Here is an 18,850-nt window from a genome sequence, read left to right as displayed (position 1 = left end):
CGCATGTCCTACCGGGCACCCCAGGACCTGGCTTTAGACCTTGCACTTTCCGCACTGCTCGAGACGCAGGTGCGCGACGGCCATTACGCAAGCATCGATGACGCGCGCCAGGCCGCTCTGCGAATCATGCAAGTCCGGAAGGCCGGGGGGCGGGATGTGACAGCCGAACAGGAAGACGAAACAGCGCTGCATGACTCCATGGACTTCGCCCGCCTGGCCCTGTCGGCGGTAAGCGGTGTCGGGGTCTGGACCTACGAAGTGTCCAATGACTGTTTCTACTGTGACGCGGGCATCAGCGAGTTGTACGGGATCGACCCGGTGCAGGCTGCAGCGGGTATCAAACGTCAGGACTTTCTCGCCAACGTACACGCCGATGACCTGGCAGCACTACGCAAAACCATGGCGGGCGGGTTGGTCAACAGCGGCGATCTCGAGCTGGAATACCGCATCATTCATCCTGACGGCTCAGTGCGCTGGGTACTCTCTCGCGGCCATACCTACTTCAACAATGCCGGCCAGCCTGTGCGGCGTACGGGTGTCGGCATCGAGATGACCGCCCAGCGTTTGCTGGAGCAGCAACTGCGACAAAGCCAGAAAATGGAGGCCGTGGGTCAACTCACGGGCGGCCTGGCTCACGACTTCAACAACCTGCTCACCGGGATCATCGGAAGTCTGGAAATGATCAGGCTGCGGGTTGCCCAGAATCGCGCTGGCGAAATGGATCGCTACCTCGATGCGGCACAGGGTGCCTCTCGACGGGCTGCAGCGTTGACGCATCGATTGCTGGCTTTTTCACGCCGCCAGACGCTGGAGCCCAGCGCCACCGACGTTAACCGTCTGGTCGCAGGGATGCTTGAGCTGATTCGCAGCACCATAGGCCCTTCTATTGATGTGCAGGTCTACAACGAAGCCGACCTGTGGTTGACTCAGGTCGATCCCAACCAGCTGGAAAACGCCCTGCTCAACCTTTGCATCAATGCCCGCGATGCCATGGCTTCGGGGGGCAGCCTGACCATTCGCACCGGCAACTGCATCCTGCAAGCAAAGGCTGCCGCAGAGCACGAACTGCCGGTCGGCGAGTACCTGACCTTGAGTGTCAGCGACACCGGCAGCGGCATGAGCAGCGACGTGATTGCCCACGCGTTCGACCCGTTCTTCACCACCAAACCCATGGGCGAAGGAACGGGCCTGGGCCTGTCGATGATCTACGGTTTTGTGCGGCAATCCGGTGGCAGCGTACAGATACATTCGGTGATAGGCGTGGGCACCACCATGACCTTGTACCTGCCGAGGTCGCGCGTAGAAACCATAACCCCAGACACGCCATTTGCTCCGCCCTCTCTGCCTGCGACCGGAAAAGGCGAAACGGTTCTGCTGATCGACGACGAACACACCGTGCGCATGCTGATCCGCGAAGTGCTCGAAGATCTGGGCTACACCGCCATTGAAGCGGCCGATGGCGCCAGCGGCCTGAATGTACTGCAATCCAGCCAGCAAATTGATCTGTTGGTGACCGATGTCGGCCTGCCCGGCGGCATCAATGGCCGACAGGTCGCGGACGCGGGACGCAGCCTGCGCCCCGATCTCAAAGTCCTGTTCATCACTGGCTATGCGCACAACGCGCTGGGCTGGGGAGACCACCTGGAACAAGGCATGCACCTGCTGACCAAGCCGTTCTCGATGGACGAGCTGACCAGCCGCATCAAAAGCGTGATCAGCGACTGACGTTTACGCCACGCTTTACCTAACCTTTACCGAATCCAGACCTCCGTTTACATGAAATGGGTGTTTCATACGTCCATGGCGATCCCCCACATTTTCGCCAAAGGAGACACCATGTTTTCGAAGATGACCCAAGTCCTGATCCTGTCCGGTAGCCTGCTCGTTGCCGGAGCCGCCACCGCCAATGAACGTGACGTGATCGTCCCCGTCATCGCCGGTGCAGCCGTGGGCGCGGTATTGGCCACTGTGATCAGCAACTCAAGCCGGGACCATGACCGCCCGCGCTATCAGCAATACCGGCCACAGCCGCGTTATCAACCGCAATATCAGGCCGTACGCTACGTTCCGGTGCGCCCGGTTGAGTACCGCCGCTATGACCCACCGCGCCGCGGCTACTACGATCATGGCCCCCGCCGCGACTACGACCATGGCCGCGGCTATGGTCGCTGGTAACTCCTGAGCGTGAAGAGCCGCCGGCATTTGCCAGCGGCTTTTTTTCGCCTCTGCATTCCGTCGTTGGTAGTGCCTGTGTATGATCGCCACAGGCCAATGCTGCCTGCCGCTCGCTCCCGATGGGAAAGGTGAAAGCATGTATTTTTTCCCGAACCCTGTCGCATCTCTTGATAGTCCAGGTTTGGCAACGCGAGCACCAGAATGCCTCGACTACTGGAGGAACGATGTTTTCAATCGAACAAGCCAAACAAATGGCCAAGCGCCTGCGCGCCGATCTGGCCACGTCCGGTCAGGACACTTCCCACTCCGCGGCACTTGAACTGGTCGCCCATCAACTGGGCCATAAAGACTGGAACACTGCGTCAGCGCTACTGCCTCAAGAAGCCGCCCAACCGGGCATAACCTTCGAAAAACCAATCCCTATCCTGCGATCATTCGACGAAGCCAAGGCACGCGAGTTTTATCTCGACTTCCTCGGTTTCAGCGTCGAGTTCGAGCACCGGTTCGAAGCAGACTTGCCGCTGTATCTGGGGATAACCCGCAACGGCCTGCAACTGCACCTTTCCGAACACCACGGCGACGCCAGCCCCGGCGCCACAGTCTTCATCCCCACGCAGAACATCGAACTGCTTCGTGATGAATTGCAGGCCAAGCGTTATGGGTTCGGACGGCCGGATATTGTCGAGCAAGGCTGGGGTAAAGAGCTGCAGGTTTATGACCCATTCGGTAATCGTTTGAGGTTCTGCGAGGGGTAACTCTCTGCTCAGAGTCTGAAGGCTCTGCGCCCTTGGCAGGAGCGAACTTGTTCGCGAGGCTTCGGTTCTGCGAACTCAGGAATATCGTCTCGCGAACAAGTTCGCTCCTACCGGTTTTGCATTTCAGCTCGAGGCAGTCGTTCAGGAAAGCATCTTGCCGGGATTCATCATGCCGCTTGGGTCCAGCGCCTGTTTAAGGGTGCGCATCAGTTCCAGCTCAAGCGGCGCTTTATACAGTTGGGCTGCCTCACGTTTGGCCTGACCCAGGCCGTGCTCAGCGCTGATGCTGCCTGCGAACGCCATGGTCGCCTCGTAGATGACATGCATAATCGCCTCAGCCTGCGCCTTGAACGGAGCATCCTCGGCACACGGTGGTTTGCTGATGTTGTAATGCAGATTTCCGTCGCCCACGTGCCCGTAAGAAACGATTCGCACGCCGAGAAAAGCCTCCGACAGCTTGCGATCCGTTGCCTCAATGAACGCTGGGATACTGCTGACAGGTACGCTGATATCGTGTTTCAGGCTGGGCCCTTCATGGTTCTGGGCTTCCGAAATCCCCTCGCGCAATGCCCACAATCCAGCAACTTGCGCCTGGTTACTGGCAACTACCGCATCTAGAGCTTCACCGTGTTCGAAGGCTTCGCCGAGGCCGGTTTCCAGCATTTCTGCCAATGGCGCATCGACCAGGGTGTCGCTCAGTTCGATCAGCACGTACCAGGGATGAATCTGACCGAACAGATCACTGCACCCAGCCACATGCTTGAGAACGAAGTCCACGCTTTGCCGCGACATCAATTCGAAACCAGTCAGACGGTCGCCACACAGCGCGCGCATGCGCCCAATCAAATCAACCGCCGCCTGAGGACTGGGCAGCGCCACCCACGCCGTGGTCAGACTGCGTACGGCGGGAAACAGCTTGAGCACCGCAGCAGTGATAATCCCTAACGTGCCTTCAGAGCCGATGAACATATGCTTGAGGTCGTAACCGGTATTGTCTTTGCGCAACCCCTTCAAACCGTCCCATATACGGCCGTCCGGCAGCACCACCTCCAAGCCCAGCGTGAGGTCGCGCATGTTGCCGTAACGCAACACAGCGGTGCCGCCAGCATTGGTAGCCAGGTTGCCGCCAACCGTACAACTGCCCTCGGCGCCGAGTGATAGCGGGAACAGCCGCCCGGCTTCTGCGGCAGCTTCCTGCAGGCGCTGCAGAATGACGCCGGCCTCGACCGTAATGGTTTCGTTGGCCGGGTCGATAGCGCGAATCGTGTTCATGCGGGTCAACGACAGCACTACCTGAGTGCCCGAATCGTCGGGTATCGAACCGCCACACAAACCGGTATTGCCACCCTGCGGCACCAGCGCAACACCGGCCTCATGGCATAGACGTACCACTTCGGCGACCTGAGCGGTGGTGGCCGGACGAACCACCAAAGCAGCCTGCCCCCGATAGGCGTTGCGCCAATCGCTGAGATAACTGTGCATGTCTTCAGCATTACTGATCAAACCCGCAGGGCCGACGACCTGCTCAATGGCCTGCATCAGCGCTTCGTTCAATTGGCGCATTTCACGCTCCTTGTTATTTGAGTCCAGCATTCAAGACGGCATCAGCCTAGTAGTTATCGTACAACCTGAAAACCACTAATCACCTGAACTGAACCCAAGCCCTGAGCAGCCCCCACGGTCCTGCAGCAAACACTGGATCTGTAGGAGCTGCCGAAGGCTGCGATCTTCGGGTTGTCGGGATGAATGCTTCGCAGCCTTCGGCAGCTCCTACAAAGAATTAAATAATCTGACACGTGCTGGCGATGCGGTCTGTCATTAACTCGCGACTGCCAGCCGAGACATAAATCCAGGGTCAGATCGGCACAATGGACGCGACGAACAAGCCACCCAGCAACACGGCACTCAACCCACCCGCCGGCAACGTTATCGCGTCACCGGGGCTTACGGTGGCCATTCAGCTAGCTCACTACCTGACATCCGTGCCGGGATAGAGCTCCGGATTTGGCTGGTACTTAGGATCCTCGAAGCGACTGTTGCTGTAATGCGTTTTGGCCGTTGGCCCGTCGCCGTCGTAAGTCACGCTGGGGTTAGGGGTGAGATGCCAGCCGGTCCCGTCTCTGTCGCGCTCGATCAGCGAGGGGTACAACGTGCAGGTGCCTCCTGAACCGGAGGTCAGCCTGAATTGATAATAACGCCCGGCCTGGGGGGTGAACTTTGTTGTGACGTAGCAAGACTGGGTGCGCGAACCCTCCCAGAACATGCCCACCTTCGTTTCGATACCAGGCCGGATTCGTGTCTCAAAATAGTCCCACGTCAGGTCTTGTCCTGCTTTGGGCATCCCCTCATCCTGCGTATGAGTGAACGGAAGCGGCCCTCTGCGTATGACGCCCCCCGAACGCACACCGTTTTCGTATTGATAGATATCGGCATGCTGAGTGAAGTTGACGATGCGTATCCAGGCAGGATTGGCCTCGTTTTCAGGTGCGGTGAAGTAGTTTGTGTGAGGGAGAAATTGGCATCCTGCGAACAACGGCAGGACCAGCAAGCAGAGCGTAGAGCGAATTGACATAGAGCCTGTCCTTTGCAGAGTCGTGGTAAAGACCACAAGAACAGAGATGTATTCCGTAAGCGGCGCGAACGTTACTAGAGGCCGTCGACTACGCACTGGATCGCTTTTTTTTTTTGCGGCCAGTTAATGCCTGAGGATCAGCTGACCTGAAAAACAGGAACCAGCCCAACGTTCGTAGGTGTTCAAGAAGGGATTTTTCGCCCAGAGCTGCTTAGCAAATGCTTAGAAATAAATCATAGCGTGAGTGTTGCCTGTACTCACGGTGTATTGAGTGAAGCCTGCCGCAGATGCTTGCTCTTTTCGGGTACTCAGTAGACTGTCAGGTATTTCAATAAGTATCTTTACCTTTCCAGAGGTGCCGAGAGTTTTGCACAACGTTATGATTTTACTGGACTTGTTTGAAGTAGCCCAAAATACTTTATAACTCCAGTTTTTTGCTGAGCCCGACTCAAGGAGCATATCAAATATTGCATCTTCCGCATTACCGTCATTTAGGTCGATTAGGGCGCAAATGATGTTTGAATTTTTTTCGAAAATCTGGCTCATGGTGTTGCCTGCCTATTTAGGATTTTTTGTAAATGGGTCTGCGTCTGGCACGCCAGAATCTACAGGTGATGATCCCGGCGTTGTGTTTGAAATTTCATAAGCCCTGGCTTCTAATTCTTTATAAAGCTTTGGATTGTCAATAACCTCTTGGACCTCCCCAACAGGAATGAGACCACCGTCTCGCCTGACCAGATATTGAGATGCCCAATATCCAATGACCAACGGTTTTTTGAATGTTTCATCCATCGTGACTCCGCGCTCAGAACGAGAGGCTATTTTTATCGAAGCGCCGGGGAGAAGATAACCACCAAACTTGCTTTCCATGGCCGCACTGGAAATCTGTTGTCTTATGGCTTGAAGTTGTTGTTGAGTTTTTAGACGTTTAATTAATTCAATGTCTGCCTGCAATGCGGCAAGCTCAGGATCCTTGCTTATTACGTCAGACTCATTAGGTGCAGTCGGTAAATCGCCAACATTTGAACCGGTTTTTAGTGCGACCTGAGTATTGAGATTGCTTATGAGCGCATCATAGCTGGCGGAAGAAGTACTGACGAGGTCAGGGGTGCTTGCGGGAGCACCTACATTCAGTGACCCTCCGGAGACAGCGCTGAATGTAAGTGAAACCGTCGCTCCAGTAATGCTGAAAACACGAGTGATGACTCTTAACATCGGGGGAGAAGACGTTAATTTCGAGGCACGACTCAGCCAGGCTTTGTTAAGGGGCGCGCTGGCCCATGCTCGAACAATTTCATCCATTTTTTGGTTAGGTAACCCCAGGCTTGTAGCACCTTTTAGAACTACAGACCCTGTCGCGCCTTGCGCTCCAGCGGCGGACAGTGCAATGGGCACGGAAGCGAGCGGGAGCGCAAACCCCGCTGATCCGCGACTGTCAACGGTGAAGCTATAGCTGGGAAATGCTGCCGCGGGAGGGTGTGCAAAAGACGGCCGGTTTTCAGACGCTCCACGTGAGTAATATTCGTTGTAGTAAGTCGTGCTGATTGGAATGTAATTGTCCCGGTTGACAAGTGGCAGGAAACCTTTTTCTTTCCAGGTTTCAATTTCAGCATCAACGGATTGATGTGACAGATAAAGATCGCCGGGAAGTATGTACTCTTCCAAGGGATAAATCGGCATTACTTGTGCAGCTCGAACAGTCATACTCCAATCTTTTGCAACCTGTTCAAGATGCTGTTGAGGCAGCTTCGATTGACACGCTGCCATTACAAGGCTGTTCGCCGCAAGAAAAGCCATGATCAAGATTCTTGGGGGCATAGAAAACTCCCGAGGCGCAGAAAGTTAAGCCAGACGTTGACTGTAAACTTCTTGAAACACTCGGGACGGCGGAGTGGTTTAAAAAAAGAAGACTGCTTATTCTTATAGCCAGGAAAAATAAAAATGCAAGCTCCATCAATGCATCCTTAAATACTCCTCCGGTTTGAATCCTATCGCACGGTATCCAAACGCCATCGGTCTTGGAAATACCTGTGTCAAGGTGACACCCGAGTTGGAGACCGACTTCACCGACCCCGTAACGCCTGGGACTCCCGGTAAAATAGCTTTAGACAGCCTGTCAACCTCATTCTCTTTTTCATCTATTTGCTGGGCAAGCGCCTTCATGGCCTCTGTCTGAGCTTCCACATTAGACTCATGCTTACCTTGCGGCGGAGTAACTTCACCCTTCATGATTTTTAGCTGATCGCGCAAGTCTTTGAGCTGGTCAAACCGTTCAACCAGTGCCTGGGTGTTGACTGAGAGATTCGACGCCTTAGCAGCCGAGCTTACAATGGAAATATCTATGGCATTCGCATAATAAACTTCCGTCACAACGAGTAGCTCAGGCAAGGAGCGATGACCGCTCTTGTCGCTGACGGTCTGAACATTCATCATTCGCTCTAAAATAACTTGCACATCTTTAACCCCTCCAGCCGTGCTGTAGCTATAACTATTTAAGGCTGACAGGAGGTAATGTAAGTCAACCCTGATAACCGTGGCACTAGGAATCGAAACCGTCATCCGATACTCATCATTTCCCACCAGACTCCCCAATAGGCCAGTCACTCCGCTCAATATATTACCGCTAATGCCCGACTCGGTGAGTGATCCAAACTGAAAAGCAGGGAACGCCATGACGCGATTGACTCTGAAATCAGCATCTGTATAGCCACTGCATTTGAAGTGTGAGTATTTTATTTCAGTGGGCTGCCATGGAGTGAATGGTTTCCCTCCGACTGACTCGCCACCATTAGGCTCGTAGCCAGAAACGGGCGGAATTTCCGGTGCGTTCCGGAGTGACAAATACAACTGACAAAGATCAAGCGAACCGATTCTAACAATGTATTTAGTGTAAAAAACCGCAGGCTTTTCCTCAAACCAATTAATTTTATCAGGATAAGTAGGAACCAGGAGCATATTCCCTGGATATAAACTCTCTTGCAAAGGATAGATCGCTCGAACGCCAAGGTTCTGTATACTTTCCGACCAGGCTTTCAACATGGTCCCCGCTTCTGGCTTCGAAGCTCCGCGCCACCACATAATGGTCACAAACCCTGCGATCACAATCGAAAAAGATATAAAAATTTTGTAGCGCATAAAACCTCCATGGAGCACGAGGTAGCACGAGCGACCTGATTCCGTCATGAACCGAAAAATCCTGAATTGAATAAATCAACGATTGCTGACCACTGCCACCCGATCCTCGTGAAGACTTTGAAGTTCTCTTAAATAGCCCGCACCCAAAACAAAACGACCCATAACCGCCTCCATGGATTCGTTATATTTAATTCGCCGATACTCTGAAAACACTCCAGCGGCGCGGAAAATCTAGCGGGGTGGAAGAAGAAACATATCAATGGCACCTGAACCGGTCGCTTGTAAATAGTACCTCTTGCCAGACTCCATGTACTTTTCTATCGGCGGCTGCCCGACGATATAAATAAATACATTCATCCACGTTTCGCCCGGACTGCCAGAATACAACTTCCCCTCTCCACCTTTCAGCTGTGCCTCGGTCCTAGCCAGGCTCTGTGTCTCAAGATAAAACACAACGTCCCGACCAGCTTGGTTTACCAAATAAAATTGCGCAGCCTCCACTCCGGTCGAAGGAATATCTAATGATCCCTCCCCACTTGAAGCTGCACGCATTGAAAATAGTAAAACGACAAACAATCCATAGGTAAATGTTTTCATGGAGCCTCTCCTTCTTTGCCTGCCTGAGAGCGTCCAAGCATGTAACCTGCGACAGTGCCAAACAACCCCATTGCGGGAGCAATTTGCTCGCTACTAAACCCAGCCGTAATAATAAATAATGTCGAGACAACGATCAGCGTCACCGCCATCAACTTGATAGACTGCTCAGGTTGAAAAGAGATAAATCGCATCAAATACAGCTCAGCTAAAAACACCAACAAACCAAAAATCAATACGCTTGAAGACATCCAGAATTCATAATTGCTTAACCAGGTCACTGCTGAGACATTAGGCTTTTGCGGAGCCGCCGCGGCAGCATTTTGCACCGCAGCAGACACAGAATTCTCTCTTGGTTGCTCGGCAGAATACGCCAATACCTGCCCGCCCAACAAAAAAGCGAGCATAACGGCCGCAAACCTTAATCGATACCTTGGGCTTCGCATGTTCAGCTGCTCTAGACAATACGTATTAATGTAAGATTATTGAAACACTCAACATAGCCGGATTTTTTTCCACTAAGACGGCCCGTTAATAACACATAGTAAACCGCACCTACAATGTCAAGTAATCTGCCAAAATCTCATCGCTAACCGCTCCACAAAAGACGATGTAGAGGGAATCAGTAAACTTAACGATAGCAACCTAACATTAACAACTGAAACGAGGAGCGTGACGCCCCAGAGAATAGTGAAATGAATTAGTCAGTTACTGGAATAAATACTCAACCTCCTGACAAATTAATCACCATAGGCACCAATCGGATGCTATTGGCCGAGCGCATTTTCACAACGCGTTGATGTCCGCATTGGGTCGATAGACGTCAACAGAACCTCTTCGCGTAATCAACAGCCCGGCCCAAGTGGTAGGATCCCCCCATCCCCGGACTGCCCCGAGTGATGCACCCATGCTCCTGAATATAGAAATCCGCAGCTACGAGAGTGAAAACGCTAACCACTCCCATGACCACGCTCAGTTGGTCCTGCCAATTCGTGGCCAAATGGAAATCGATGTGGACGGTCGCGGCGGGAGCATTGATCAATCATTGGCAGCCCTGGTCAGGCCGGGGTCGGTGCACTCCCAGCTAAGCCACGCAGGAAGCCGTTTTTTGGTGTTCGACTGCGCGCCGGCACTGCTGGAAACACCCCAGATGGCGCGTCTGGCTCAGAAGACATACGTGCCTATTTCCGCTGCAACACGGCGGCTGATCGAGTTCGCCGATCTGATTGGCAAAAAGCAACTGGCCTTGGGCACTCCACAATTAGGCGCGCTGCTTCTCTCATCCCTCGGCCCTGACACCTTCAGTTCCCCATCCGCCATCGAGCAGTTGATCGCCCGTTTGCGGGCGAACCCAGGTGCAAACTGGAGCAACGAGGTCATGGCCCAGGTTGCGAACATGAGCATGAGTCAATTACACCAAAGATTTCGGCAGATGTTTGGGATGAGTCCTCAAGCCTGGTTAACGGAGTTACGCATCCAGGAAGCTCAGAGATGGCTGCGTGGCACTTCATTGCCGATAGTCGAGATTGCCTTGCGTACAGGTTTTTCCGACCAGGCATCGCTGACCCGAACCATGCAACGTGTGAGCGCCACCACTCCGTCGGTTTATCGCAAAGCACAAAAACATTCCGGGTAAAAAATCCCACAGCTACTGACAATACTCCCGCAGTTCAGCGCTTCAGACTTTCCCCCTTCAAGCTATGGAGCGCGGGTGGAATGTTTACTGATCGATCGCTGTTAAAGGGCATCGTTTACGGAGTTTGCGCGGGGCTGTGCTGGGGAGTGATTTTCCTTGGGCCACAGCTCACCCAGGGCTCGAGCGGTCTGCAATTCGCGGTGCTCAGATTCCTCTGCTACGGTGCGATTTCGGCTGCTCTGCTCATGCCCCGCTGGCGCCGGGTTTGCGCCAGTCTTACCCGAGCCGACTGGAAGTCACTCTTCTGGCTCAGCCTGATCGGGAATCTCGTCTACTACACGTTGGTGGGCACCGGCGTGCAGCTGGTGGGCATTGCGACGACGTCTCTGATTGTCGGGCTCATCCCTGTGTTTTTAGCCTTGGCAGGTCGGCATGACGCAAACGCCGTCTCCTTGCGCAAACTCTTACCCTCCCTGTGCTGCGCAATGGCCGGCGTCGTACTTATCAGTTGGCATGCACTGATCAATGGCGATGCGCCTGAAACATCAACAAGCATCGCCGGTATTCTGTGCGCGACAGGGGCGTTGGTGACGTGGAGTTGGTTCGCCGTCGGCAATGCCCGACGGCTGATTCAGCTCAACAGCATTTCCTCCAATGACTGGGCACTGCTGACCGGTATCATGACGGGCGCTCAGTCGCTGCTTTTGGCGGTGCCTGTCCTGGCTCTTCAGGCAGATACCCATGGCAGCGACGAATGGCTGCATTTTTTCCTGGTGGCCTGTGGCGTAGCCCTTTTGTCTTCGGTTGTGGGGGGCGCGTGCTGGAATCAGGCAAGCCGGCTTCTACCGTTGGCACTTAGTGGGCAAGTACTGGTGATCGAGACACTGGCGGCGCTGGCTTTTGGATTTCTATGGGAGCATCGGTTACCCGACACGTACGAGATGGCGGCCATTGCGCTGCTGGTAGCCGGGGTTGTCTGGTGTCTAAATAGTCATCGTGCTCCCCTGCACTCACAAGCTGTTTAGCTCCGACACTGACCCCGAACGCAAGCTCGAGCAGCGGCAATCGGCCAGGAGCCGTCATTGAGTCCGATCCCTACGAAATGACTTTCTTCCTGGGCATGTTCACTTGCAAGGCCGTCCCGTCAAAGTTAAGGTCGGTCTTATGATTACGCCACGCTTCGAATCGACCACAACCTTCACGACCGCCACGGGCGGGTCGTGGGAGGTTGTGTGAGTTAAAACAGTACACGATCCCTAAAGACCCGCCAGCAATGGACCGGGTCTTTTTTTTGCCCCGGTTTGCTGGCACCCACGTAAGGAAACGCACATGTATGCACTTCTGATTCTCGACATGCAGGTAGGGCTCGTTCACGGCCCGGATAGACCTTGGGCGGGTCAAGCGCTTATTAATACATTGAATGGACTCATGAGAAGTGCGCGTGAAACAGGCGCACCTATCTTTCTTGCCCGCCATATAGGTCCGGCGGGGTCTCCGATTGAGCCGGGTAGCCCGCTCACCGAGATTGTTCAGGAGTTACAGCTAATGGGTGACGAAGTGATTTTCGAGAAAGAACGCCCGAATGCCTTCGCTCAGACTGACCTGGCAGCTCAGCTACGCGAGCGCGGCTGTGAGGGAGTCGTTGTTACAGGCATGAAAACTCAATACTGCGTAGACAGCACTTGCCGGGCTGCCCGCGATTGCGGCTTTGATGCTGTGCTCATCGCCAACGGACATACTTGCTCCGATACTCCATGGCTCAAAGCAGAGGCCATCATTGCCCACCATAATGCAACATTAGCCGGGCCATTCTGCCGAGTCGTCCGGGCCGAAGAATGGAGTTTCTAGTCAAGTCCCATGATCGACTCGGTACAGGGTCGATCAGTCCTTGGTGCTTTCCATGCTACAGGCCTCTGGACCGTTAGCTGATCTACATGAATGACCGCTCTGGGTCGATAGCAGTCCTATAGCAGGTCATCTCCACGACTCAGTATCACCCTTCTAACTCTCCAGCCAGCGCCCATAGAGTTTGGGAAACTGTTCACGCACCCAATCAACAAAGACCTCAACCTGTGGGGGCAGATGCGAGCGACTCGGGTACAGCACCGACACCGGCCTTGGGTGTGGGCGATAGGGGCGCAGCACTTCAACCAGTCTTCCGTCTGCCAGAAAACGGTCCAGCGTTATGCCTGGAGCCTGAAGAATGCCGAAGCCTGCGACTCCACATTCGACATAGGCGTTGGACTCGTTGACGGTAATGCCTTGGCGACTGACGTGTGATCGCTCGCGACCGTCATCCATAAATTGCCAGGCCTGTGGGCGTTGATTGTGTCCTGACAGAAAAGTCACGCCACGGTGTGCGTTCAAATCTTCCAGGGTTGTGGGCTCGCCATATTCCGCGAGGTATCGCGGTGCCGCGCAGGTGACCATGGTCGCCATACCGATGCGGCGGGCCACGAGGCTCGAACTGGGTAACTCACCGATCCGCAATGCACAGTCCACGCCCTCTGCGACCAGATCGACAGTCCGGTCAGTAACCCCTATTGCCAGCTCGATTGCAGGGAAGAGCCGGGTAAACGTACGCAAGCTTTCGATGAGGCCAGGTCCGGAAAACGCAGTAGGGAGATCAACCCGCAGGCGACCACGCAAGGTTGAACGTGGAGACGCGAACATTGCCTTGGCACTCGCGACTTCACCAAGAATCGATTTGACACGCTCGTAGAACTGCTCCCCCTCCGAGGTAAGTCGCACCGTACGGGTGGTGCGCTGAAACAGACGTGCGCCAAGCGAGGTTTCCAACTCCTGTATCGCTCGCGTGACCTGCGGACGGCCGATCTGCATGGCATCGGCCGCGCGGGTGAAGCTGCCAAGTTCGGCCAACCGGGCGAACACCTGCATGGACTGGAGCAGTTCCATAACGTCTCCTCACTTGTGCTTTTTGTTGCCTATCAGGCGCAAGATCACACTCTGATTGTTATCTCCATAAATAACAATCCTGTGCCGGGCCAGGCATTTATCGCACAGGCACGCTTGATGACAATGTCGCCAACAGCTCATCCCATTGGAGATACCCCCATGAAAGCATGGCTTCTGAAAGACTTTGGTCTCGATAATCTGGCCCTCGGCGAAACGGCTACGCCTGAACCCAAAGCTGGCGAGCTACTGGTGAAGGTCGGTGCGGTGTCGTTGAATTTTCGCGACAAGGCCATCGTCGATGGTTTCTACGAACCTCATTTGGTGCCGAAACCGCTGATCCCGGTCAGCGATGCTTCGGGCACGGTCGTTGCCGTGGGTGAAGGCGTAAGCCGGTTCAAGGTAAGCGACCGCGTTAACTCGCACCTGTACTCGCGCTGGATAGACGGTGAGCCAGGGCCGGACGAACCCGCTTACTGCTTTGGCATGCCCCTGCCCGGTGGCTTGGCCGAGTACATGATCATTCACGAAGACAGCGCCGTGCCTGCGCCGGACAACATGTCCGACGAAGAAGCCTCGACGCTTCCCATCGCAGCGCTGACAGCATGGTTCTCATTGGTTGATTACGGTCAGATCCAGCCAGGCCAGACCGTTCTGGTACAGGGCACCGGCGGCGTGTCGATTTTCGCCGTGCAACTGGCAACCGCACTTGGCGCCAAGGTAATCGTCACCTCCAGCAGCGACACTAACCTTGAAGCAGTGAAGAAGCTGGGCGCCGTGGCTGGCATCAATTATCGGACCTGTCCGCACTGGGAAGAGGAAGTGCTAAAACTCACCGATGGCAAGGGCGTCGACCTGCTGCTGGACGTCGCCGGTGGCGAGGGCTTGAACCAGTCGATTTTAGCGACCAAAGCCGCTGGCAAGATCGCGCAAATTGGTTTCCTGACCGGGCAGACCACAACGCTGAGCCTGATGCCGTTGATCTTCCGCCAGACCACCATCCGAGGCATCGCCGTGGCACCTCGCTCGGCGTTTGATCGCATGAACGCATTCCTCAACAAGCACGCGATCCGCCCTGTGATCGACCAGATCTACTCGTTCGACGACGCTCACAAAGCGTTCGAGCATCTGGCAAGAGGCGCCTTCGGCAAAGTGGTCATCAAGGTTTCCTGACTCAGTACGTAACGCCAGAATGGCGGCCAGCGTGCGACGGGTGGCTGTAGTAGTCACGCAGCGGTGGCTGCTCGTACGATAGAAGCTGGGATTGGCCATGCCAAACACTACCAGCTATCGGGGCGTAGACTACCAGCCGCCAATACTGACCGGCAGAAATCGGCCAGAAACAGTCATGGAGCAGAATCGGAGGGTAATGTAGAGGCGGGCCCTGCAAAGTGTGGAGACTTTCCGAAATACTCGATCAGGAGTTCGGTGAGAACACGGATCTTTCGCGCGGGATGCTGACCAGGAGGGCGGACTAAATATGCTCCAGCGGGAGGCGGTGGATAACTCGTCATAATGGGCACCAGTGCCCCCGAAGCAAGACTGTCATGGGTGAGGCTATCAGGCAAGTAAGCGACCCCAAGCCCTGCTACGGCGGCGGCAACTAGCGCGACGCCGTTGTCGGCCTTGAATCGCCCCTGAGGGCGAACTGAAATAACCTTGCCGCCATCCATAAACTGCCAGGCTTCCGTGCTCTGCATCAGGGCTTGATGGGAGGCCATTTCCTCCGGCCGATGTGGTGAGCCATAGGCCTTTATATAGCCAGGACTCGCGACCAATTGGACTGCGATCGGGCCCACACGTCTGCCGATAAGGTTTGAGTCAGGAAGGTATCCAACCCGTATGCCACAGTCGTATCCCTCGGCAATAAGATCTACAAAGCGATCGCTATAGCAGGTCTGAATATTCAGCTGTGGGTGTCGCCGCGCCATCTCTGCCACCACCGGGGCGAAATGCGTCGGTCCGAAAGACAGCGGTGCGGCAACGCGCAGACGACCACGCAGGGGGCCCGCGGGCAGAATTGCTTCCCGTGCCAATTCAATCTCGGCACACACCTTGGCGGCATGTTCCCGAAACGTAGCTCCGGCTTCTGTCAGCGCCGCGCCACGGGTGGACCGTGTCAGCAGTTGCACGCCAAGCTCCGCTTCCAGGCGCGCCAGCCTGCGACTGACGATCGACTTGGATACTCCAAGCCGAATTGCAGCAGGCGAAACGCCTCCGGCATCGGCAACCTCGACAAATGTCTGTAGCTCTTCGATATCCAACCCGGCGTTCCCCTTATCGCGACACAGCTAGTCGAGTGATGCTACTACCGGCTCGCCAAAGGGAACAGCAATATGCCGCTCACAGACAACGACGACCCTGACGCATGGCTTGTTAACGGCCCGCCCCTTACTCGCAGCATTGTCGGGATCGTCGCCTGAGCGAGTGCGATTTCCATCCCGGTGCACGCGTGGATCACATTTATAACGAGGATTTGCCATGACGAGCGAAACGATCCGTAACCCCCACACCGACCAACTCCTGACACCCGATAACTCGGCGTTTGTCATCATCGACTACCAACCGATCCAGGTCTCCTCGATCCGCTCGATGCCGCGCGAGGAACTGGTGTTCAACATCACAAGCGTCGCCAAAGCGGCGGTTAACTTCAATCTCCCCATCATCCACTCGACCGTCAACGTCGGCACCGGTCGCAACAAGCCGCCTATTCAGCAACTGCAAGAAGTGCTTGGTCACTTGCCTACCTACGACCGCACCTCGATCAATAGCTGGGAGGACAGCGAATTCAAGCAGGCAGTCAAAGCGCTGGGCCGCCGCAAGCTGATCATGACCGCGCTCTGGACCGAGGCCTGCCTAACGTTCCCTGCGCTGGATGCGATCCAGGAAGGCTACGAAGTATACGTACCGGTCGATGCGGTCGGCGGCACATCAGTTGCCGCGCACGAGGCAGCGCTGCGCCGCATGGAGCAGGCAGGCGTGAAACTCATTAGCCGTGTGCAAATGTACTGCGAGCTTCAGCGCGACTGGGCACGCGAGACAACTGTCCCAGGGTTCATGGGTGTCTTTGACAACTTCGACGGCTTCAATCCCGAAAAAGGCAATGACCAGGCCAAAAAGTAACTCTCCGGCTATCGTCCGACCACGTCGGCGGTAGCCAGCATTTGCGCCGCAACTCTGAAGGAAAAGATAAGAATGAGCGAATTACTTGTCGTTGTCGGACTTAAAGCCAAACCAGATAAGGAAGACCAGTTGCGCCGTGATCTTTCAGTTCTTGTGGAGCCCTCGCGAAAAGAGGATGGCAATATCAGCTATGACCTTTTTGAAGATCAGAATGAGCCCGGACTGTTTGTCTTTGTCGAGGAGTGGTCGTCAACTGATGCACGCAAAAAACATCATGAGTGCAGTTCACATATTCAGAATTTTCATGCGGGTGGTGTGAGCAACGTCGATACAACCAGGTTCGCGCATATACTCAAGCGTGTAGCGTCGACAGGAACAAGCAGCGAGAAACGGTCATGTTTTGAAGCTGCGTGGGCTCACGCGAAGGGCTATACATGACACGAGGAGGACAAGCTATCGCACAAGCTGGCTTGCCTGAACCGATTTGAACTGCGACTCCCTGTGGTGGGCCATCTTCAAGGCGCAACCTACGCATTGACATATCGGTAAATCTCGATATCATCCGCTCATGGACCTACTCGAAATATTCAAAGCACTCTCAAATCCTGTACGCCTTCAAATCTTGAAAGGCTTGAAGGACCCCGCAAAGAACTTCCCTGCTCAGGATGAAGGTGACGTTCTCACGGTTGGGGTCTGTGTCAGCAGCATCCAGGAAGGTGTAGGGCTGTCGCAGTCGACGGTGTCTGGTTATCTAGCAACTCTGCAACGAGTTGGCCTGGTCGAGGTCAGGCGCATCGGTCAGTGGACTTACTACAAGCGCAATGAAGCAACCATCAGTGCGCTGGCCGAAATCGTAGGGAAAGATCTGTAATTTTTTACCAACATATATCGAGATATCTCGATATACCTTTTTATCGATATGAGGATCTGATCATGAAAGCGATGATACTTAAATCATTTGGCGGACCGGAATCGTTCGAACTCGACAACGTGCCCAAGCCAGTGCCGGGTGTTGGAGAGGTGCTGGTGCGGGTACACGCCACCTCCATCAACCCTTTGGATTTCCAGGTTCGACGTGGCGACTATGCTGACTTGGTGCCACTGCCGACGATTACCGGACACGACGTATCGGGCGTCGTCGAAGAAGTCGGCCCAGGTGTGGAGGCTTTCGCTCCAGGAGACGAAGTCTGGTACACCCCGCAAATATTCGGCGGCCCAGGAAGTTATGCCGAGTACCACGTCGCGGCCGAAAGCATCATCGGGCATAAGCCGCCATCACTGAGCCATCTTGAAGCGGCAAGTCTTACTTTGGTTGGCGGGACTGTGTGGGAAGCCCTGACCGTGCGAGCCGCGCTCAGAGTGGGGGAAAGCATTCTGATACACGGCGGCGCGGGAGGCGTAGGTCATGTAGCGATCCAGGTGGCAAAAGCTATTGGAGCGCGGGTCTTCACGACCGTGCGCGAAGCAAACTTTGAGTTCGCGCGGAGCATGGGTGCCGATGTACTCATTGACTATGGAAAGGAGGACTACGTCGACGCCATCCTGCGGGAAACCGGAGGCCGGGGCGTGGATGTGGTGTTCGACACCATAGGCGGCGACACGTTGTCGCGCAGCCCCGATGTGCTCGCTCAACTGGGCCGCGTGGTCTCGATTGTGGACATAGCAAAACCGCAAAACCTCGTGCAGGCCTGGGGGAAGAACGCCAGTTATCACTTCGTATTCACACGACAAAACCGCGGCAAACTCGATGAGTTGAGCACGTTGATCGCTCGCGGTCAGTTGCGGCCGCATGTGGGCGCGATCTATTCACTTGCCGATATTGGGCTAGCCCATGCCCGGTTGGAGAGTCCGAACAATGGCCTTCAAGGAAAAATCGCGATTGCCGTTGAGCCATCGCTCATTTCGTGAATGCTTACTTCCAGCTGTTTAAGTCATATCAGAGGAAAC

The 18,850-nt window shown here is 54.9% G+C and carries 20 protein-coding genes; 11 read left to right on the top strand and 9 right to left on the bottom strand.

Translation table 11 applies throughout. From position 1 onward, the window contains the following. Nucleotides 1-3: 3 nt before the first annotated feature. From EE949_RS05065 to EE949_RS05055, 3 genes are all read left to right on the top strand, one after another. A complete protein-coding gene (locus EE949_RS05065) occupies nucleotides 4-1,725 on the top strand; it encodes a PAS domain-containing hybrid sensor histidine kinase/response regulator (RefSeq protein ID WP_122663277.1) in 1,722 nt (573 codons plus the stop codon). A gap of 111 nt (nucleotides 1,726-1,836) precedes the next feature. Next, a complete protein-coding gene (locus tag EE949_RS05060; protein WP_122663276.1) occupies nucleotides 1,837-2,175 on the top strand; it encodes a hypothetical protein in 339 nt (112 codons plus the stop codon). Nucleotides 2,176-2,399: 224 nt separating this feature from the next. Then, nucleotides 2,400-2,930 carry a glyoxalase superfamily protein gene (locus EE949_RS05055; RefSeq protein ID WP_162874487.1) on the top strand — a complete coding sequence of 177 codons (531 nt, stop codon included), beginning with the start codon at nucleotides 2,400-2,402 and terminating at the stop codon, nucleotides 2,928-2,930. A gap of 141 nt (nucleotides 2,931-3,071) precedes the next feature. Here EE949_RS05055 and EE949_RS05050 read toward each other — a convergent pair whose 3' ends face one another. From EE949_RS05050 to EE949_RS05020, 7 genes are all read right to left on the bottom strand, one after another. After that, nucleotides 3,072-4,493, bottom strand: a complete 1,422-nt coding sequence (locus EE949_RS05050; protein WP_122663275.1) for an FAD-binding oxidoreductase — start codon at nucleotides 4,491-4,493, stop codon at nucleotides 3,072-3,074. A gap of 406 nt (nucleotides 4,494-4,899) precedes the next feature. Further along, nucleotides 4,900-5,502 (bottom strand): hypothetical protein, encoded by a 603-nt coding sequence (locus EE949_RS05045; RefSeq protein ID WP_122663274.1) that lies wholly within the window; start codon nucleotides 5,500-5,502, stop codon nucleotides 4,900-4,902. A 222-nt stretch (nucleotides 5,503-5,724) separates the two neighbouring features. Continuing rightward, nucleotides 5,725-6,048 carry a hypothetical protein gene (locus tag EE949_RS05040; protein WP_122663273.1) on the bottom strand — a complete coding sequence of 108 codons (324 nt, stop codon included), beginning with the start codon at nucleotides 6,046-6,048 and terminating at the stop codon, nucleotides 5,725-5,727. A gap of 12 nt (nucleotides 6,049-6,060) precedes the next feature. Next, on the bottom strand, nucleotides 6,061-7,299 hold the full coding sequence (locus EE949_RS05035; protein WP_162874488.1) for a hypothetical protein: 1,239 nt from the start codon (nucleotides 7,297-7,299) through the stop codon (nucleotides 6,061-6,063). 156 nt (nucleotides 7,300-7,455) lie between these two features. After that, the gene (locus EE949_RS05030; RefSeq protein ID WP_122663271.1) at nucleotides 7,456-8,637 is read right to left on the bottom strand and encodes a hypothetical protein; all 1,182 of its coding nucleotides are present in this window, start codon (nucleotides 8,635-8,637) and stop codon (nucleotides 7,456-7,458) included. Nucleotides 8,638-8,868: 231 nt separating this feature from the next. Next, nucleotides 8,869-9,234 carry a hypothetical protein gene (locus EE949_RS05025; protein WP_122663270.1) on the bottom strand — a complete coding sequence of 122 codons (366 nt, stop codon included), beginning with the start codon at nucleotides 9,232-9,234 and terminating at the stop codon, nucleotides 8,869-8,871. After that, nucleotides 9,231-9,638 (bottom strand): hypothetical protein, encoded by a 408-nt coding sequence (locus EE949_RS05020; protein ID WP_162874489.1) that lies wholly within the window; start codon nucleotides 9,636-9,638, stop codon nucleotides 9,231-9,233. The genes EE949_RS05025 and EE949_RS05020 overlap by 4 nt, the downstream gene beginning before the upstream one ends. Nucleotides 9,639-10,138: 500 nt before the next feature. On the opposite strand from EE949_RS05020, the gene EE949_RS05015 reads away from it, so the two are divergent. The 3 genes from EE949_RS05015 (at nucleotide 10,139) to EE949_RS05005 (ending at nucleotide 12,715) form a co-directional block, all read left to right on the top strand. Continuing rightward, complete coding sequence (locus EE949_RS05015) at nucleotides 10,139-10,867, top strand: helix-turn-helix domain-containing protein (RefSeq protein WP_122663268.1); 729 nt, start codon at nucleotides 10,139-10,141, stop codon at nucleotides 10,865-10,867. 80 nt (nucleotides 10,868-10,947) lie between these two features. Next, complete coding sequence (locus tag EE949_RS05010; RefSeq protein WP_122663267.1) at nucleotides 10,948-11,892, top strand: DMT family transporter; 945 nt, start codon at nucleotides 10,948-10,950, stop codon at nucleotides 11,890-11,892. Nucleotides 11,893-12,196: 304 nt separating this feature from the next. Further along, nucleotides 12,197-12,715, top strand: coding sequence for a cysteine hydrolase family protein (locus EE949_RS05005; RefSeq protein ID WP_122663266.1), 519 nt, complete (start codon nucleotides 12,197-12,199; stop codon nucleotides 12,713-12,715). Nucleotides 12,716-12,868: 153 nt separating this feature from the next. On the opposite strand, the gene EE949_RS05000 is transcribed toward EE949_RS05005, so the two are convergent. After that, nucleotides 12,869-13,783, bottom strand: coding sequence for a LysR family transcriptional regulator (locus tag EE949_RS05000; RefSeq protein WP_205505024.1), 915 nt, complete (start codon nucleotides 13,781-13,783; stop codon nucleotides 12,869-12,871). A gap of 159 nt (nucleotides 13,784-13,942) precedes the next feature. On the opposite strand from EE949_RS05000, the gene EE949_RS04995 reads away from it, so the two are divergent. Further along, entirely contained in the window at nucleotides 13,943-14,953 is a 1,011-nt protein-coding gene (locus tag EE949_RS04995; protein WP_122663265.1) for a zinc-dependent alcohol dehydrogenase family protein, read from the top strand. 173 nt (nucleotides 14,954-15,126) lie between these two features. On the opposite strand, the gene EE949_RS04990 is transcribed toward EE949_RS04995, so the two are convergent. Then, nucleotides 15,127-16,044 (bottom strand): LysR family transcriptional regulator, encoded by a 918-nt coding sequence (locus tag EE949_RS04990; protein ID WP_122663264.1) that lies wholly within the window; start codon nucleotides 16,042-16,044, stop codon nucleotides 15,127-15,129. A 217-nt stretch (nucleotides 16,045-16,261) separates the two neighbouring features. On the opposite strand from EE949_RS04990, the gene EE949_RS04985 reads away from it, so the two are divergent. From EE949_RS04985 to EE949_RS04970, 4 genes are all read left to right on the top strand, one after another. After that, a complete protein-coding gene (locus EE949_RS04985; RefSeq protein ID WP_122663263.1) occupies nucleotides 16,262-16,903 on the top strand; it encodes a hydrolase in 642 nt (213 codons plus the stop codon). 72 nt (nucleotides 16,904-16,975) lie between these two features. Next, nucleotides 16,976-17,341, top strand: a complete 366-nt coding sequence (locus EE949_RS04980) for a putative quinol monooxygenase (RefSeq protein ID WP_122663262.1) — start codon at nucleotides 16,976-16,978, stop codon at nucleotides 17,339-17,341. Between the two features lie 130 nt (nucleotides 17,342-17,471). After that, complete coding sequence (locus EE949_RS04975) at nucleotides 17,472-17,774, top strand: ArsR/SmtB family transcription factor (RefSeq protein WP_122663261.1); 303 nt, start codon at nucleotides 17,472-17,474, stop codon at nucleotides 17,772-17,774. Nucleotides 17,775-17,836: 62 nt separating this feature from the next. Further along, nucleotides 17,837-18,811, top strand: a complete 975-nt coding sequence (locus EE949_RS04970) for a zinc-dependent alcohol dehydrogenase family protein (protein WP_122663260.1) — start codon at nucleotides 17,837-17,839, stop codon at nucleotides 18,809-18,811. Nucleotides 18,812-18,850 lie beyond the last annotated feature (39 nt).

It is taken from the genome of Pseudomonas viridiflava (genome assembly GCF_900602065.1).
Taxonomy (GTDB): Bacteria; Pseudomonadota; Gammaproteobacteria; order Pseudomonadales; family Pseudomonadaceae; genus Aquipseudomonas.
Note: the sequence above shows the minus strand (reverse complement) of the source record. Positions and strands in the feature narration are given on the sequence as shown.

Coding starts and splice junctions, on each gene's coding strand:
- EE949_RS05065 (WP_122663277.1), top strand. CDS start 4: ATGTCCTACCGGGCACCCCAGGACCTGGCTTTAGACCTTGCACTTTCC.
- EE949_RS05060 (WP_122663276.1), top strand. CDS start 1,837: ATGTTTTCGAAGATGACCCAAGTCCTGATCCTGTCCGGTAGCCTGCTC.
- EE949_RS05055 (WP_162874487.1), top strand. CDS start 2,400: ATGTTTTCAATCGAACAAGCCAAACAAATGGCCAAGCGCCTGCGCGCC.
- EE949_RS05050 (WP_122663275.1), bottom strand. CDS start 4,493: ATGCGCCAATTGAACGAAGCGCTGATGCAGGCCATTGAGCAGGTCGTC.
- EE949_RS05045 (WP_122663274.1), bottom strand. CDS start 5,502: ATGTCAATTCGCTCTACGCTCTGCTTGCTGGTCCTGCCGTTGTTCGCA.
- EE949_RS05040 (WP_122663273.1), bottom strand. CDS start 6,048: ATGAGCCAGATTTTCGAAAAAAATTCAAACATCATTTGCGCCCTAATC.
- EE949_RS05035 (WP_162874488.1), bottom strand. CDS start 7,299: ATGGCTTTTCTTGCGGCGAACAGCCTTGTAATGGCAGCGTGTCAATCG.
- EE949_RS05030 (WP_122663271.1), bottom strand. CDS start 8,637: ATGCGCTACAAAATTTTTATATCTTTTTCGATTGTGATCGCAGGGTTT.
- EE949_RS05025 (WP_122663270.1), bottom strand. CDS start 9,234: ATGAAAACATTTACCTATGGATTGTTTGTCGTTTTACTATTTTCAATG.
- EE949_RS05020 (WP_162874489.1), bottom strand. CDS start 9,638: ATGCTCGCTTTTTTGTTGGGCGGGCAGGTATTGGCGTATTCTGCCGAG.
- EE949_RS05015 (WP_122663268.1), top strand. CDS start 10,139: ATGCTCCTGAATATAGAAATCCGCAGCTACGAGAGTGAAAACGCTAAC.
- EE949_RS05010 (WP_122663267.1), top strand. CDS start 10,948: ATGTTTACTGATCGATCGCTGTTAAAGGGCATCGTTTACGGAGTTTGC.
- EE949_RS05005 (WP_122663266.1), top strand. CDS start 12,197: ATGTATGCACTTCTGATTCTCGACATGCAGGTAGGGCTCGTTCACGGC.
- EE949_RS05000 (WP_205505024.1), bottom strand. CDS start 13,783: ATGGAACTGCTCCAGTCCATGCAGGTGTTCGCCCGGTTGGCCGAACTT.
- EE949_RS04995 (WP_122663265.1), top strand. CDS start 13,943: ATGAAAGCATGGCTTCTGAAAGACTTTGGTCTCGATAATCTGGCCCTC.
- EE949_RS04985 (WP_122663263.1), top strand. CDS start 16,262: ATGACGAGCGAAACGATCCGTAACCCCCACACCGACCAACTCCTGACA.
- EE949_RS04980 (WP_122663262.1), top strand. CDS start 16,976: ATGAGCGAATTACTTGTCGTTGTCGGACTTAAAGCCAAACCAGATAAG.
- EE949_RS04975 (WP_122663261.1), top strand. CDS start 17,472: ATGGACCTACTCGAAATATTCAAAGCACTCTCAAATCCTGTACGCCTT.
- EE949_RS04970 (WP_122663260.1), top strand. CDS start 17,837: ATGAAAGCGATGATACTTAAATCATTTGGCGGACCGGAATCGTTCGAA.